Origin of the sequence: Amycolatopsis sp. NPDC049688 (genome assembly GCF_040674975.1) — a bacterium.
In the GTDB taxonomy this organism is placed as follows: domain Bacteria; phylum Actinomycetota; class Actinomycetes; order Mycobacteriales; family Pseudonocardiaceae; genus Amycolatopsis.
This window is the reverse complement of sequence record NZ_JBFANY010000004.1, coordinates 689048-705249: the sequence shown is the minus strand read 5'-3', so window position 1 is coordinate 705249 and position 16202 is coordinate 689048. Positions and strand designations below refer to the sequence as shown.

Sequence of the window (16202 nt, the reverse complement as noted above, 5' to 3'; positions counted from 1 at the left end):
GATTTTCGGGCCCGGTCCCAGCGGAATCACCGGCCGTCGCAGAAACTGGGCGCGTGGGAGAGGAAAAGCGCACGCCGGGGGACGATCGGCCGAAGCGCGACGACGGTGAGCCGACGCCGATCTTCGACGCGGTGTTCAATGCGGCGCGCGCGAAGTCGAATACGTCGAAACCGGCCGCCGAACCGGACAAAACCCACCGGTGAGCGGACCCCGGACCACGACGTGCGGCACTTCGTTCGACGTCCGCAGCGAACATGTAGCATCCCGGGTGCTCGTCCACCCGCGCTCGAGGAGTGATCTTTGGCAGGCGTCGTCAACAGCATGATCGCCGCCGAGTACGCGGCGGGCGCGTCCATCTCGGAGCTGGCCGAGCGCTGGGGGATCGACCCCCGGCAGGTCGTCGAGCGGATCTCGGCGGCCACCCGCTCCTGAGCGCCCGGCTCAGATCGCCCGTTCCCCCTTGCCCAGCACGACGATGCCGCCCTCGCTGACGTGGTAGTGCCCGCGGTCGCGGGCCAGGTCGACACCGATGTGCGCCCCGGCCGGCACCACGACGTTCTTGTCCAGGATCGCCCGCCGCACCACCGCGCCGCGGCCGACGCGGGCGCCGTCGAGCAGCACCGAACCCTGCACCACCGCGCCCTGCTCGACGATCACGTCGGGGGAGAGCACCGAGTCCACCACCTGCGCGCCCGAGATGATGCAGCCGTTGCTGACGATCGACTGGTTCGCCGAGCCGCCTTCGACGAACTTCGCCGCGGCCCGCTGGCCGGGGTGGGCCAGGATCGGCCACCGCCGGTTGTAGAGGTTGAAGATCGGGTGCGTCGAAATCAGGTCGGTGTGGGCCTCGTAGTAGCTGTCGATGGTCCCGACGTCGCGCCAGTAGCCGTGGTCGCGTTCGGTTTCGCCGGGCACGACGTTGGTGTTGAAGTCGTAGACGGCGGCCTCGCCCGATTTCACCAGGGCCGGGATGATGTCCCGGCCCATGTCGTGGTGGGACGCGGCGTTTTCGGCGTCGGCGTAGAGCGCTTCCAGCATCACCTTCGTGGTGAAGATGTAGTTGCCCATGGACACGTACGCCTCGTCGGGGGAGTCCGGCAGGCCCGGCGGGTCCGCGGGCTTCTCCATGAAGGCGTCGATCATGAGCCCGTCGGTGGTCCGGATGACCCCGAACGAGCTCGCCTCCTTGCGCGGGACCCGGATGCCGGCGACGGTGACGCCCGCGCCGGAGGAGATGTGCGCCTCCAGCATCTGCCGCGGGTCCATCCGGTAGATGTTGTCCGCGCCGAACACCGCGATGTACTCGGGGTTCTCGTCGTGGACGAGGTTGAGGCTCTGGTGGATGGCGTCGGCGCTGCCCTGGTACCAGCGCGGGCCGAGCCGCTGCTGCGCCGGCACCGGCGTGACGTACTCGCCGGTCAGCGACGACAGCCGCCACGTCGTCGAGATGTGGCGGTCGAGCGAGTGCGACTTGTACTGCGTCAGCACGCACAGCCGCCGGATCCCGCCGTGCACCAGGTTGGAGAGCACGAAGTCGATCAGCCGGTGGGTGCCGCCGAAGGGCACCGCCGGTTTCGCCCGGTCCGCCGTCAGCGGCATCAGGCGCTTGCCCTCCCCGCCCGCGAGCACGATGCCCAGGACATGGCATTCGCTGTTCACAGCGACCTCCCGCACGCCTCGTAGAGGGCGACCGTCCGCTCGGCGATCGCCTTCCAGCCGAACTCGCCGACCGCGCGCTCGCGGCCGGCGGTGCCCATCGCGGCGGCCCGGTCCGGGGAGCCCACCACCTCGTTCAGCGCGGCGGCCAGGCCCGCCTCGAACGCTTCCGCGTCCTGTTCGTCGTAGTGCACCAGCAGCCCGGTCCGGCCGTCGTCGACGACCTCCGGGATGCCGCCGACGTCGCTGGCCACCACCGGCGTGCCGCACGCCATCGCCTCGAGGTTCACGATGCCGAGCGGCTCGTAGACCGACGGGCAGGCGAACACCGCGGCGTGGGTCAGCAGCTGCACGACCTCGTCGCGGGGCAGCATCTCCGGGATCCAGCGGACACCGGTGCGCGTCTTCTCCAGCTCGGCGACCAGGCCGCGGAACTCCGCGTCGAGCTCGGGCGTGTCGGCACCGCCCGCACACAGCACCAGCTGGACACCGGGGTCCAGCGAGGCGCCGGCGCGGACGAGGTGCGGGACGCCCTTCTGCCGGGTGATCCGGCCGACGAACAGCACGTACGGCCGGTCCGGGTCGATCCCGTGCTTCGCGAGCGCTTCGGTGCCGGGGTCGGGGCGGTAGAGCGTGGTGTCGATGCCGTTGTGGATCACGTGCACGCGCTCCGGCGGCACCGCGGGGTAGGCGGCGAGCACGTCCCGGCGCATGCCGCCGCTGACCGCGACGATGGCGTCCGCGGCTTCGTAGGCTTCGCGCTCGATCCACGACGAAACGCGGTAGCCGCCGCCGAGCTGCTCGGCCTTCCACGGCCGCAGCGGCTCCAGCGAGTGCGCGGTGACGACGTGCGGGATGCCGTGCGTCATCTTGGCCAGGTGCCCGGCGAGGTTCGCGTACCAGGTGTGGCTGTGCGCGAGGTCGTGCCCTTCGAGGGCGTTCGCCATGGACACGGCGATGTCCATGGTCGTGAACGCGGGCTGCCGGTAGCCGTGCGGATCGGTGTGCCCGGTGGCGTCGGCGCGGTCCGCGCCCCAGCAGTGGACGTCGAGATCGACCAGCGGCCGCAACTCCCGGGCGAGGAACTCAACGTGGACCCCGGCGCCGCCGTAGACCTCCGGCGGGTATTCGCGGGTGAGCAGGCCGACCTTCATGATGCGAACCCTATGGCCTTTCCCGTCCGCGGCGCAGTCTGGCGTCCAGGGGAATCTGGCGAGTTTTCCGTCACGGCCCCGGGGTGAGGGTGAAGTGGCCGTCGCCCTTCGCCGCGGACCGGACCGGCCAGCTGTCCGGTCCGGTCGCCGGGCCGGAGCCGTACTGCAGCCGGTAGTCCGGCCGCCGTGGTTCCAGGGAGGTGTCCAGCCAGTGGTAGTTGATCCGCAGCGCCAGGCTCATCAGCGGGTTCGCCAGCTCGATCCGCTTCCGGATCAGCTCCACGGCGTGGCCGCGGTCGGAGAACTCGTCGATGATCGCGCACTCGCAGTAGTAGGCGAGGGTGCCGATCTCACCGGGGCTGGCGACGCTCGCGCCGTGCAGCCGGGCGCCGAGCTCGGTGCCGACCCGCGCGTAGTCCCGGGCGCTGGCCCAGTTCCCGAAGACCACCGGCGACGGCCACGGCAGCCCCTGCGCGGCGTCGACCGCGGCCGCGCCCAGCGCGAGCACGCCGGTGAGCCCGAGCGCCAGCGCCGGCGGCCCGGTCCGCCACGCGGTCCGCTCCCGCGCCTGGGCGTACCAGGTGCCGAAGGCGGCCACGGCGAACGTGCTCGCCGCCGTCACCGGGGCCACGTAGTACCAGTGGAACGGGCCGACCCCGAGGAACGAGTAGGCGAGGTAGTGCAGGATCCCGCCGCCGGCCAGGGCGGCGACCGGGCCGAGCGCGGGGAACTCCGGCCACCGCACAGCGAACCTCGCCGCGGCCCAGACGGCGAGCGCGACCACGCCGACGAGGGCGGGCAGGAACGACACCAGCACGGTGACCGGCCAGCCGAGGTAGTACATCATCGGCCCGGTGCTGTAGCTCCACGGCGCGAACACCCCGGCCTGGAGCTGCTTGATCACGAGCGTGTCGGGCACGAACGAGCCGAAGGCGAGCCAGCTCACGAGGAACCACGGCGCGGCCGTGAGCGCGGCGAGGCCGGCCGCGGGCCGCCACCGGCGCCGGATCGCGGGCGTGCTCACCCCGATCACCACGACGAACACGACGAGGTCGAGCCGGGTCAGGACGGCGAGGCCGCCCGCGACGCCGAACCAGGCCGCCCGGCCTTCGAGCGCGCAGACCGTGAGAGCCAGCAGCACGACCGGGATCAGCAGCACCTCGAGCCCGATCGCGGACAGCACGAACGGGTTGAGCAGCACCAGGGCGACACCGGCCACCCCGGCCGCGGGCGGCAGCGCAAGCACGCGGCCGATGCGCTGCCACGCCCAGCCGAGACCGGCTCCGGACAGGACGGTGAGGACACCGAGCGCGACGACCGGGTGCGGGCTGCCCACGATGCGGGTCACCAGGGTCAGCGCGGCGAGGAGCAGGACGTTCAGGGGCGAGGTCGCCGAGTTGGCGGGCTCGCCGGGGATGATGCCCCACTCGCCGTGCACGGCGAGGTTCTTCGCGTACGCCAGGGTGATGTAGCCGTCGTCGGTGAGACTGGTCCGGACCAGGAGGAAGACGGCGGCGCCCAGCACCGCTCCGAAGGCAGCGGGGAGCCACTGGCCCCGCGCGCCCGTCCGTTCCGCGTTCGTTGTTACCGCCAGCAACCTGCCTACCTCGTCGTGCGGGACTTCACCCGATCGTGGCATGTGCCGCGTGGGTTCGCAGTACGGCGAGTGAGCGTTGCGGCGCGGTCAGGGACGGAGCACCGCGTCCTGGGTCTCGGCGACCGCCGCGTGGGCCGCGTCGACCCCGGGGTGCAGCGGGAGCAGCCGGTCCAGGCCGAGCAGCTGCAGCGGCCGGGCGACGGCACCCTCGCCGGCGGCGATGGCGAAGCGGACGTCCTGCGCGGCCGCGTCGCGGAAGGCCTCGACCAGCACGCTGAAGACGGTCGAATCGCAGAACGTGGTGCCGGTGAGATCGGCGACGACCCCACGGGCGCCGGCCTGGATGGGACCCAGCAGCGCGTCGCGGAGGCGCTGGGCGCTGCCGAGGTCGAGTTCGCCGTCGCAGTGGACGGTTACGACGCCGGTGTCCGTCGTGGTGGTGAATCGGGGCGCGGTGCGGTGGTCGGTCATCGGTTCCCTCCTCCTCGAGCGCCTGACGGGTGGTACCCACAGCGGCGCGAGATCACTCCCCGCGGCGGCCGGTGCGCTGCGACATCCGAGGGAAGCCGATGCACAACCGTTGCATTGCGGGTATAGCTTGACATGAACCACGCAACCCGGCCGCCCGGATGCCACACCGGGCGGCCGGCCCGGATCCGGCGGACGCGAGCCGGATCACCGGCGCCGGGCGGCGCCGGAGGGGACGCGGCCGGCCATCGCCCTGCCGCCGCGTCCCCGCCGCCGGGCTTGCCGGGGTGCGGGGTTCGCGGGGTCGCTGCCCGGGCTGGTTGCCGGGGTGGTGGGAGGTCCATCGCGAGTTCGCCGGTTGCCGGGCTGGGCGGGTCGTCCGGGGCTGCAGTGCCGGGACTGGGCCGAGGGCTTCGTGGGTTCGCGGGTTTCTCCCCGAGGCTGTCGTGGGCCGCGGGTTGCCGGGACTGCCGCCGTTGCGGTGCGCACCTTCCTTCGCGCGCCCGGCCCACATTCGACAGTCGCCGGAGCCGTCGCCACCTGCGCCGCTTCGCCGTGTCGCCGGTGAGGTGCCGTTCGCGTCGCTAAGCTTCGGGGAACGTCCGCCGTCCCCGAAGCGAAAGGATGCGGTGGAACCCGAGAACGTCGATGCACCGTCCGTCGCAGGAGCCTGGGCGCCCGGCAAGGTGGCCGAACTGCTCGGCGTGTCGCCGGTGACGCTGCGCAGCTGGAGCGCGCGCTACGGGATCGGGCCGCCGGCCGGCGCCGGGCGGCACCGCCGGTACTCCGATGCCGACGTCCGCCGCCTCCAGCACATGCAACGGCTGGTCGCGCGCGGGATGCCGGTGCGGGAGGCGGCCGCGGCCGCGTTCGGCGGCGGGCCGCGCACCGCCGGGCCGGAGGTGCCCGCGTCGCGCCGCGCGGACGAGCTGGCCGACGCCGCCGGCGAGCTCAGGTACGCCTCGGTGGCCGGCCTGCTGGACGAGACGCTGGGCACGATGGGCCCGGCGGCGGCGTGGACGGACGTCCTGGCGCCGGTCCTGCGCCGCCTGGGCGACCGCTGGCAGCGCGGGGACGTGTGCTTCGCGTCGGAGTGGGCGTTGACGACCGAGATCTCGCTGGCGTTCGAGCGGTTCAGCCGCCGGTTCCCGGCGGCGGTGCCGGGCCGCCCGGTGCTGCTGGCGTGCTGCCCGGCCGAACGCCACTCCCTGCCGATGGAGGCGTTGCGGGCGACCCTGGCGGAGGCGGGGGTCCCGGTGGCGTACCTGGGCCAGCTGGTCCCGGCGGAGACGGTGGCGGACCTGGCCGCCCGCCTCGACCCGGTCCTGATCCTCCTCTGGTCGCAGGCACCCCCCACGGCCGACGACCTCCTGGCGGCCCGCATCCGCGACCTCGGCTGCCCGGTGGGCACGGCGGGGCCCGGCTGGGACCACCTGGGGGACCGCGGGTTCCCGAGGGTGAACGACCTGGCCTCGGCGATGGAACTGGCGGTCGAGCACGCGCGGCCGTAGCTCCCCACGGCATTCGTTGCACATGCGGTGCAACGAACCAGTGAGCCGGTCCGCGCCCTCGTTCCGACATCGATGTCATTTCTCCGAATTCTTGTCCTCCTTGTCTTCTTGACGGTCCCCACAGCCGCGGCGGAAGCTTCCTGGCAACGTTGTCAGCCCACGGCGCGACACCCCGCCAGGTCGCGCGCCGGGACTCCGGGCTGCCGCTTCGAGAACGGAGTTCGCATGGCGGAAGAGCACGAGCGGGTGTCGCGGCGGCACGTCCTGACCGCCGGGACCGGGCTGCTGGCGGGGTTCGGCCTCGCCGCCGTCCTGCCCGGAACCGCGGCAGCCGCACCAGCCGCACCAACCGCGGAATCGGCGGAGGGCCGCCGGACCGACCTCGCCCTGTTCCGGCCCGTGCAGGTGTCCTCGACCGACTACGCCGCCACCCCGGCCGAGTTCGCCGTCGACGGCCTCGCGCAGGTCGGCGTCCGCGGCTCCGGCTGGCGCGCGGCCCAGGGCGACGGCCAGTGGATCGTCGTCGACCTGCAGGCGCCGTGCGCGATCGAGTCCGTCGTCCTCACCTTCGAGGCCCGTCCCGGCGATCCCGCCTTTGACGCCGCCGCGTCCCGCAGCCACACCAGCGGCTTCGAGGTCCAGTCCAGCTACGCGACGGCGTTCGACCTCGACGTCTCCGGCGACGGCAAGGCCTGGCGTACGGTCCACCACACCGACGCGGGCACCGGTGGTGTCGTCACGATCCCCGTCGCCGTCACCGCACGCTGGGTCCGGTTCACCGCGAGCCGCCGCTCGACGAGCAACCCCCTGGGCCTCAACGGCTTCCAGGTCTTCGGCACCAGCCGCGGCACCCGGCCCGCGGTCCGCGGCTGGACGAGCTTCCCGGTGCGCCCGGACGACAACCCGCCCGCGCTCGCCGTCGCGGCCGACGGCACCGTGCCGCTCGAGTCCGGCTGGGTGCTCACGATGGACGACTGGGCGCCCACCGGCGACGGCAAGGCCCTCTCGGGCACCACGGTGGACACCCGCGGCTGGCTCCCGGCGACCGTCCCCGGCACCGTGCTGGCCTCCCTCGTCGAGCAGGGACAGCTGCCCGACCCGGTGTCCGGGATGAACCAGCTGCACGTCCCGGAAGCGCTCTCCCGGCATGCGTGGTGGTACCGCCGCCGCTTCGCGCTCCCGCGCGGCCTCGACACCTCGCCCGGCCGGCACGTCTGGCTCGAGTTCGACGGCGTCAACCACGAAGCGCGGATCTGGCTCAACGGCGCCGAAATCGCCACGCAGAGCCACCCGTTCGGCCGCGGTGTCCACGACGTCACCGCCGCGCTGCGCCGCACCGGCGAGCAGGTCCTCGCCGTGAAGATCTCGCCGATGCCGAAGCCCGGCAGCCCCGGCGACAAGGGGGCCGACGGCAGCTCCTGGGTCGACGCCGGCGGCACGATGTTCGAGAACTCGCCGACCTACCTCGCCGTCTCCGGCTGGGACTGGATGCCCGCGGTGCGGGACCGCGCGTCCGGCCTCTGGGACCACGTCCGCCTGCGCTCCACCGGTGCCGCCGTGCTCGGCGACGTCCGCGTGGACACGAAGGTGCCCGACGCGAACACCGCCGAGGTGACGCTGACCGTCCCGGTCCGCAACGCCGCCGCGACCGCCCAGCGCGTCAAGGTCACCGCCGCCTTCGGCCCGGTGAACCTGGCCGCCACGGTCACCGTCCCGGCCGGGCAGACCACCGACGTCGTGTTCCCGAAGCAGCGGATCGGCAACGCGAAGCTGTGGTGGCCCAACGGTTACGGCGACCCGAACCTGTACGACCTGACGCTGACCGCGGCCATCGGCGCCACCACGAGCGACCGCCGGACGGTCAAGATCGGCCTGCGGGAGATCGGTTACCAGTACGACCTGCCGATCGTGATCGACGGCGGCCGGGCCACCCAGACCGTCGACCTCGGGCCGCAGAACGCCCGGTTCGTCCGCATGCTGGGCCTGCGGCGGGCCACCGGCTGGGGCTTCTCGCTCTGGACGATGTCCGTGCTGAACGGCTCGGGCCCCGACCTGGCCCAGGGCAAGCCGTCGGCGTCGCAGTCGGTCGCCGACGGCAACCCGCCCGAGCGCGCCTTCGACGGCGACCCGAACACGCGCTGGACGTCCGAGTACAGCGACAACCAGTGGCTGCAGGTCGACCTCGGTGCCGCGACGGCGTTCGACCGGGTGGTGCTGACCTGGGAAACCGCGTACGCCGCCACGTTCAAGATCCAGGTGTCGCAGGACGGCGACACCTGGACCGACGCCGCGTCGGTCGACAACAGCCCGAAGCCGCTGACGTTCCTCGTCAACGGCGTCAAGATCTTCGCCCGCGGCGGCAGCTGGGGCTGGGACGAGCTGCTGCGCCGGATGCCCGCCGAGCGGGCCGACGCCGTGGTCGCGATGCACCGCGACATGAACTTCACGCTGATCCGCAACTGGGTCGGCTCGTCGTACCGGCCCGAGCTGTTCGACGCCTGCGACAAGTACGGCATCCTGCTGTGGAACGAGTTCTGGGACGGCTGGTCGACCGACCCGGCCAACCACGACATCTTCCTGGCGCAGGCGGAGGACACCGTGCTGCGCTACCGCCACCACGCCTGCGCGACCGTCTGGTTCGGCTGCAACGAAGGCACCCCGCCACCGGTCATCGACAAGGCGCTGCGGGACATCGTCCATGCGAACACCGACCTGCTCTACCAGGGCAACTCGGCCGGTGGCGTCATCACCGGCGACGGGCCTTACTACTGGCAGGACCCGAAGCGCTACTTCACCGGCGAGGCGACCGGCGGGAAGTACGGGTTCTGGAGCGAGATCGGGCTGCCGACGGTGTCGGTCGTCGAAAGCATGCGCAACCTGGTCGGCGCCGGTGACCCGGGCTGGCCGATCGGGGCGCCGTGGTTCCTGCACGACTGGTCCACGAACGGCAACCAGTCGCCGCAGAGCTACCTGGCGGCGATCGACGCGCGGCTGGCGCCCTCGACGAGCCTGGCGGAGTTCTGCCGCAAGGCGCAGTTCGTCAACTACGAGAGCATGCGCGCGATTTTCGAGGCGTGGAACGCGAAGCTGTGGAGCGACGCCACCGGCGTGCTGCTGTGGATGTCGCACCCGGCCTGGCACAGCACGGTCTGGCAGACCTACGACTACGACCTCGACGTCAACGGCAGCTACTACGGCGCGCGCAAGGGCTGCGAGCACCACCATGTCCAGGCCGACCTCACGACGGGGCAGGTCCGGGTGGTCAACCACACGCCGGCCGCGCTGACCGGCGTCACCGCCACCGCCCGGCTGTACGGCCTCGACGGCGCGGCGCTCGGCCAGGCGCAGCAGCAGAAGCTCGACGTGGCCCCGGTTTCGGCCGCGGCCGCGTTCACGGTGCCGTTCGCCGACGCCCTGCCGGACCTGCACCTGCTGCGGCTGACCCTGACCGACGGCCGCGGCGCGGTGCTGTCGGAGAACACGTACTGGCGGTACCGGACGGACGCGGCGATGCGCGCGCTGAACCAGCTGCCGGGCGCGCACCTGACGACGACCCTGCGGCCCGACGGCGACGCCTACACCGCGACGATCCGCAACGACGGGCGGACGGTCGCGGCGATGATCCGGCTGTCGCTGCGGGAACGCAACGGCACGGACCGGGTGCTGCCGACCCGCTACGGCGACAACTACTTCTGGTTGCTGCCGGGCGAGAGCCGCACGGTCCGCGTCGAACCGCGGCGGCGGGTGCCGAACGCGAAACTGCTGGTGGAGGCGTACAACGTCGCCGCGAAGTTGATCTAGGCGCGGTTTTGTCGGACCTCGCCGCTACGCTCGCGGGGTCCGCGAGCGAGGAGGACCGGTGCGTGGCTGTGGGTCGCGATTCCGGAGCGAGTGGAGGGGTGCCGCGTGCTCCCCTCACCGCCCGCCGACGACCAGCCCGGAGCCGATCCGGGTCTCGGTCCTCCTCGCTCGCGGGCCCGGCGAGGGGGAGGGGTCATCGAGCAGCTGTACCGGACGGTGCTGGCCAGAACGGCGTACCAGGACGCGTTTTTCGCGTGGCCACGCGAAGACCGGGAGAGGTACGTCTCGCTGCTGCGGGCGGGGGATCCGTCGTGGGCTCCGGGTTTCCTGAGCTGGCTCCGCACGGAGACCCCGATGCGCTACCCGGCCCTGGTCGGAGCGGCGGCGTTCGTGGCGGGGCGGCTGGAGCGGGGTGAGCACGGGTTGTCGCGGCAGGTGATCGCCTCGGTGCTGCGCCGCGCGGACGACCCGGGGCACCTGCTGGCGTATTGGGGCTGGGCTTACGGGCCGTCGCTGCCGAAGCCGGTGAAGCGCGGCGTGGCCGAGGCGGTGACGCGTTTGTATGACGAGCAGGCAGTGCTGGCGTACGACGACGTGGGCCACCATTTCGAGCTTGGTTTCGTCCGCGGCGACCTGCCGTGGCGCGGCGGGATCGGCACACCGCGCCCGCTCCGGTTCGGTGAGGTGATCAGGCTGGTTCATCCCCGGGCCCGGGACCGGGCGCAGGGGGACCTGTTCCGGTATGCCTTGGCCCGGCGGAACGGGAGGCTCCGGGAGATCCCGGCAACGTTGCCGCTGGTGCGGAGCTGGGCGGGAATGCCTGCGGGGGAGGGACCTGCGGCGGATGCGCTCGCGGGATTACCGAGTGGGGTGGCGCGCGGTGGTGAGCGGCGGGCCGGGTCGCTGAGCCGGGGGAGTGCGGTGGGGCGCGTTGGGGAGTCGTCGGCTGGATCGCGGAGCCAAGGGAGTGCGGTTGCGCGCGGTGGTGAGCCGCGGGTCGGGTCGCTGAGCGGGGGGAGCGAGGTAGCGCGCCATGGCGAGCCACCAACCAACCTGCCCGCAAATCCCCCGTTGCCACCCGGGCCACTGCACCTCATCGCCGGCCTCCGAGCCGCCCCCGCCGCCCCGCCACCCGCCCAATGGCTCGCCCAGCTCCGGCGCACCCGGACCCGTGACCACGCCGCCACCGTCCTCGCCACCCTCCCGCTCGTCGACCTCCTGGCCCGGCCCGGCGGCCTCGCCCGGCTCGAACCCCTCCTCCCGCACCTGCCCCTCTCCGCGCTGCTCGCCCACCTGCGCCGGTTCGATGCGGCCGGGATCGGGTTCGAGACCGCCATGGCCGTCGCCGCGCGGATCGCCGATCCGGCCGAAGTCCGTGCGGCCGGGCTGGGGCCGCTGCGGTTCGCCGCCGCCTGGACAGGCGTCGACAGCCGGCGGTGGGAACCCGCCCTCGCCGCCGGGGCGCGGCACAGCCTCGAGGCCGTCCCGCGGTTGCGCGGGCGGACCCTCGTCGTCGTCGAACCCGGCAGCGACACCCGGATCGTCTTCGGGATCGCCCTGGCCCAACGGTGCGACGACGCCGACATCGTCCTCCTCGGCGGCGGGCGGTTCCCCCTCCGGCCGGAGGAGTCGCCGCTGCACGCGCTGGTCCGCTGGCACTCCACCGACCTGCGCGCTGCCACGCCCGTCGCCGTCGGGCACGACCGCGTCGTCCTCGTCACCGAGCAGTACTTCGGGGAGCCGGACGCCGGGGTCCCCCACTACGTCTGGGAAACCCGGCGGCACCACCGGCACGAACACGAGCCGGAGTTCGCGCCCGGCTCGGGGCACGGGTTCTTCCGCGGGCTCGGCGACGCGTCCTTCCTGATCATCCCCTGGTGGGAGGAGTTCGTCGCCGGCGACCAATGACAAGGCTGATTTCGTCCGCGGAGACGAACTAGGCTCACGGTGTCGCGCCTAGTTTCGGGAGGTGCTCGTTTCGGTGAACCTGCGCCCGCACGCCAGCCTCGGCCGCGTCCTCGACGACCTGGGCGGCACCCTCCTGGACCTGGTACTCGGCGACGGCGACCGCCCGGGCGGCATCGGCGGCGTCGCCATCCACGACCCCCTGGAGGAACCCGCCCTGCCGCAGCACGCCCTGGTGCTGGGCGTCGGCCTCGCCGACCCGGACGAGGTCGTCCGGCAGCTGCGGACCCTCGCCCGGCACGACGCCGCCGGGCTCGTGCTGCGCGCGCCGGTCGCGGTGACCCCCGCGGTCACCGCCGCGGTCGAGGAAACCGGCGTCGCCCTGCTGAGCCTGGCCCGCGGCGCGTCCTGGGCCCAGCTCGCCGCCATGCTGCGGTCGCTGCTGGCCGAGGGCGACGTCGGCGACGCCCAGCCGGAGACCCTCGCCGGGCTGCCTTCGGGCGACCTGTTCGCCGTGGCGAACGCCATCGCCGCGCTCATCGACGCGCCGGTCACCATCGAGGACCGGCGGTCCCGCGTGCTGGCGTTCTCGGGGCGGCAGGACGAAGCCGACGCTTCGCGCGTCGAGACCATCCTCGGCCGGCAGGTGCCCGAGCGGTTCGCCCGCGTGCTGGCCGACCGCGGCGTGTTCCGCGAGCTCTACCGCACCGATCAACCGGTGTACGCCGACCTGCGCGGGGAGGGGCTCGACGGGCTGAACCTGGTCCGGGTCGCCGTCGCGGTCCGCGCGGGCGACGAGGTCCTCGGCTCGATCTGGGCGGCGGTCCGCGAGCCGCTGACCGCCGACCGGACGCAGGCCCTCTGCGACGCGGCTCGGCTGGTGGCGCTGCACCTGCTGCGCGTCCGGGCGGGCGCCGACGTCGAACGGCGGCTGCGCGCCGACCTGCTCAGCACGGCCCTGGAAGGCGGGGCGGCCGCGCGCGAGGCGCTGAGCCGGCTCGGCCTGGCCGACCAGCCGGTAGTCGTGCTGGCGCTGGCGGTGCTGGAGTCGGGCGCCGCCGACGCCGAGCTCGCCGCCGACCGGCAGCGCCTGGCCGACGGCCTGGCGATGCACCTGAGCGCGGTGCACCCGCGCTGCGCCGCCGCGCTCGTCGGCGACACGGCGTACGGGCTGGTCCCGGTGACCCGCGACGCCGACGGCGAGCGGCGCGCGCTGCGGATCGCCAAGGACTTCCTGGACCGGGTGGGCGACCGGGTCCGGGCCGTGGTCGGCATCGGCCCGCTGGCCCGCAGCGCGGCCGAGCTGCCGGAGGCGCGGGACAGCGCGGACCGGGCGTTGCGGGTGCTGCGCTCGGGCAGCGGCGCCGGCCGCCGGGTCGCGCTGCTGGCCGACGTGCACGTCGAGGCCCTGCTGCTGGAGCTGCAGGACCTGGTCGCCGCGCGCGGCGACCGCCCGACCGGCCCGGTCGCGCGCCTGCTCGCCTACGACGAGCAGCACCACGCCCACCTGGTCGAGACGCTGCGAGCCTGGCTCGACGCCTTCGGCGACGTCATCGCGGCCTCCGCAGCGGTCCACGTGCACCCGAACACGTTCCGCTACCGCCTGCGCCGCCTCGCCGAAGTCGGCGGCTTCGACATGGCCGACCCCGAGGCGAGGTTCGCGGCCATGCTCCAGCTCCGCGTCGTGGCCCCACCCACCCCCTGAACGTGTGCCCGGAGAGCCGACACGCGTGATTGAGAGGACGACACGCGTGATTGAAGGGACGACACGTGATTGAGAGGACGACACGCGTGATTGAAGGGACGACACGAACAAGCCGCTCCCGGCGCGGTGTGTCGACCCCGGAATCACGTGTGTCGACCCTCGGATCACGCGTGTCGGCCCTTCCCGCACGGCTGGGTCGGGGAAATTGCGTTGGCCGCCGGGCTGGTCGTCGCTAGGCTGCGCCGGGACCTGTCCGCCGCGTCGAACGAAGGGAGCCGGCCGTGCGTGTCCGCATCGCTGTCGCTTCCCGGTCGCGGTCCGAGGTGATCCTGGTGTCTCCGCGTCCTCGGTGCCTGCCGCGCGGCTCGCACCGGACCCCGTGACGCGTTCCTGAAACGCCCGGTCGCGGGGAATCGCGCCGTCCCGATCACTTCGTCCACAAAGGACAAAGCCGTGCGTACCACCCTGACCGCCGTCCGCAACCTCGGCATCCTCGCCCACGTCGACGCGGGCAAGACCACCGTCACCGAACGGATCCTGCACCGCACCGGCGCCACCCGCAAGACCGGCGAGGTGCACGACGGCACCACCGTCACCGACTTCGACCCGCAGGAACGCGACCGCGGCATCACCATCTTCGCCGCGGCCGTCAGCTGCACCTGGGCCGGCCACCGGCTCACCCTCATCGACACGCCCGGCCACGTCGACTTCACCGCCGAGGTCGAGCGGTCGCTGCGGGTGCTCGACGGCGCCATCGCTGTGTTCGACGCCGTGGCGGGCGTCGAGCCGCAGAGCGAAACCGTGTGGCGGCAGGCCGACCGGCACGGCGTCCCGCGGATCGCGTTCGTCAACAAGCTCGACCGCGCGGGCGCCGACCTCGACACCGCCGTCGCCTCGATCCGGGCGCGGCTGCACCCGGCGCCCCTGGTCGTGCAGCTGCCGGTCGGGCGCGAGGACGGCTTCACCGGCGTCGTCGACCTGCTGCGCCTGGACGACGTGCCGGACGACCTCCTCGCCGAGGCCCGCCGGCGGCGCCGGGTGCTGGAAGAGGCCGTCGCCGAGCTGCACCCGGTGGCGCTGGACGAGTTCTGCGCCACCGGCACGATCTCGGCGGAGACGCTGGAGAAGGCGCTGCGGGAGCTGACCCTGAACGGCGCCGGGCTCGTCGTGCTGTGCGGCGCGGCCTACCGCGACCGCGGGATCGAGCCGCTGCTCGACGCCGTCGTGGCGTACCTGCCGTCGCCGGCGGACGTCCCGCCGGTACGCGCGGACCGGCCCGCGGACCCGGCCGCGCCGCTGGCCGCGCTGGTGTTCAAGGTCGTCTCGGCGGCCACGGGACGGCTGACGTACCTGCGGGTGTACTCGGGCACGCTGCGGAAAGGAGACCAGGTGACGGACGCGGGACGCACCGAACGCGTCGCGCGGGTCCTGCGCGTGCAGGCCGACCGGCATTCCGAAGTGGACAGTGCGGTGGCCGGCGACATCGTCGCGGTGGCGGGGCCGAAGGCGGCACGCGTCGGCGCCACGCTCTGCACGCCGGGTGCCCCGGTGCTGCTGGAGCCGCCGGTGACGGCGGACCCGGTGGTCTCGGTGGCCGTCGAGCCCCGGCGCGCGGGCGACGGCGAGCGGCTGACGGCGGCGCTGGCGCGGCTGGCCGAGGAGGACCCGTCGCTGGTCGTGCGGGTCGATCCGGAGACCGGGCAGACGGTGCTGTCCGGGCTGGGCGAGCTGCACCTGGAGGTGGCGGTGGAGAAGCTGCGCCGGGACCGCGGCCTGGCGGTCGCGGTGGGCCGCCCGTCGGTGGCGCACCGCGAGACGGTGGTCAGCGGCGTGTCGGGGCTCGTTTACCGCCACGTCAAGCAGGACGGCGGCGCAGGCCAGTTCGCGCACGTGGTCCTGGACGTCGCGCCGGCGGCCGAGGGGTTCGTGTTCGTATCGGCGGTCATCGGCGGCCGGGTGCCGCGTGAGTACGTCCGCGCGGTCGAGGCCGGCTGCCGGGACGCCCTGGCCGAGGGACCGCTGGGGGGCCACCCGGTGACGGGCCTGCGCGTGACGCTGACCGACGGGGCGACGCACCCGAAGGACTCGTCGGACCTGGCGTTCCGGACGGCGGGCCGGCTCGGGCTGCGGGAGGCGCTGCGCGCGTCGGTCCTGCGGCTGCTGGAACCGGTGGCCGAGGTCGTGGTGACGGTCCCGGCCGACGCGCTCGGCACCGTGCTGGGCGACCTCGCGGCCCGCCGCGGCCGGGTGGCGGGTTCGGCGGTCCGGCCGGGCTCGGCGGTGGTGACGGCGACGGTCCCGGTGGCGGAGCTGTTCGGCTACGCGAACCGGCTCCGGAGCCGGACCCAGGGCCGCGGCACGTTCACCGCGCGCCCGGCGGGCTTCGCCCCGGTGCCGTGAGGCGA

General features: G+C 73.5%; 11 protein-coding genes. 7 read left to right on the top strand and 4 right to left on the bottom strand.

The annotated features are described in order from the left end of the window. The first annotated feature begins 53 nt into the window (after positions 1 to 53). Positions 54 to 203: a hypothetical protein gene (locus tag AB0J55_RS18610; RefSeq protein ID WP_364249367.1), complete on the top strand. Its 150-nt coding sequence runs from the start codon at positions 54 to 56 to the stop codon at positions 201 to 203. Between the two features lie 97 nt (positions 204 to 300). Next, on the top strand, positions 301 to 432 hold the full coding sequence (locus AB0J55_RS18605; RefSeq protein ID WP_257920605.1) for a hypothetical protein: 132 nt from the start codon (positions 301 to 303) through the stop codon (positions 430 to 432). Positions 433 to 441: 9 nt separating this feature from the next. Here AB0J55_RS18605 and glgC read toward each other — a convergent pair whose 3' ends face one another. From glgC to AB0J55_RS18585, 4 genes are all read right to left on the bottom strand, one after another. Beyond that, a complete protein-coding gene (gene glgC / locus AB0J55_RS18600) occupies positions 442 to 1659 on the bottom strand; it encodes a glucose-1-phosphate adenylyltransferase (protein ID WP_364249365.1) in 1218 nt (405 codons plus the stop codon). After that, positions 1656 to 2810, bottom strand: a complete 1155-nt coding sequence (gene glgA / locus AB0J55_RS18595; protein WP_364249363.1) for a glycogen synthase — start codon at positions 2808 to 2810, stop codon at positions 1656 to 1658. The genes glgC and glgA overlap by 4 nt, the downstream gene beginning before the upstream one ends. Positions 2811 to 2880: 70 nt before the next feature. Then, entirely contained in the window at positions 2881 to 4335 is a 1455-nt protein-coding gene (locus tag AB0J55_RS18590; protein ID WP_364249361.1) for a hypothetical protein, read from the bottom strand. A 159-nt stretch (positions 4336 to 4494) separates the two neighbouring features. Continuing rightward, positions 4495 to 4878 (bottom strand): STAS domain-containing protein, encoded by a 384-nt coding sequence (locus AB0J55_RS18585; RefSeq protein WP_364249359.1) that lies wholly within the window; start codon positions 4876 to 4878, stop codon positions 4495 to 4497. A 626-nt stretch (positions 4879 to 5504) separates the two neighbouring features. Between AB0J55_RS18585 and AB0J55_RS18580 the strand changes: the two genes are divergently transcribed. The 5 genes from AB0J55_RS18580 to fusA all read left to right on the top strand — a co-directional run bounded on the left by AB0J55_RS18580 (position 5505) and on the right by fusA (position 16197). Next, complete coding sequence (locus tag AB0J55_RS18580; protein WP_364249357.1) at positions 5505 to 6386, top strand: MerR family transcriptional regulator; 882 nt, start codon at positions 5505 to 5507, stop codon at positions 6384 to 6386. 225 nt (positions 6387 to 6611) lie between these two features. After that, positions 6612 to 10187 carry a discoidin domain-containing protein gene (locus AB0J55_RS18575; RefSeq protein ID WP_364249355.1) on the top strand — a complete coding sequence of 1192 codons (3576 nt, stop codon included), beginning with the start codon at positions 6612 to 6614 and terminating at the stop codon, positions 10185 to 10187. Positions 10188 to 11258: 1071 nt separating this feature from the next. Further along, positions 11259 to 12095: a hypothetical protein gene (locus AB0J55_RS18570; RefSeq protein WP_364249353.1), complete on the top strand. Its 837-nt coding sequence runs from the start codon at positions 11259 to 11261 to the stop codon at positions 12093 to 12095. A 61-nt stretch (positions 12096 to 12156) separates the two neighbouring features. Beyond that, complete coding sequence (locus AB0J55_RS18565) at positions 12157 to 13797, top strand: helix-turn-helix domain-containing protein (RefSeq protein ID WP_364249351.1); 1641 nt, start codon at positions 12157 to 12159, stop codon at positions 13795 to 13797. Between the two features lie 453 nt (positions 13798 to 14250). Continuing rightward, positions 14251 to 16197, top strand: a complete 1947-nt coding sequence (fusA, locus tag AB0J55_RS18560; protein ID WP_364249349.1) for an elongation factor G — start codon at positions 14251 to 14253, stop codon at positions 16195 to 16197. Positions 16198 to 16202: the final 5 nt, after the last annotated feature.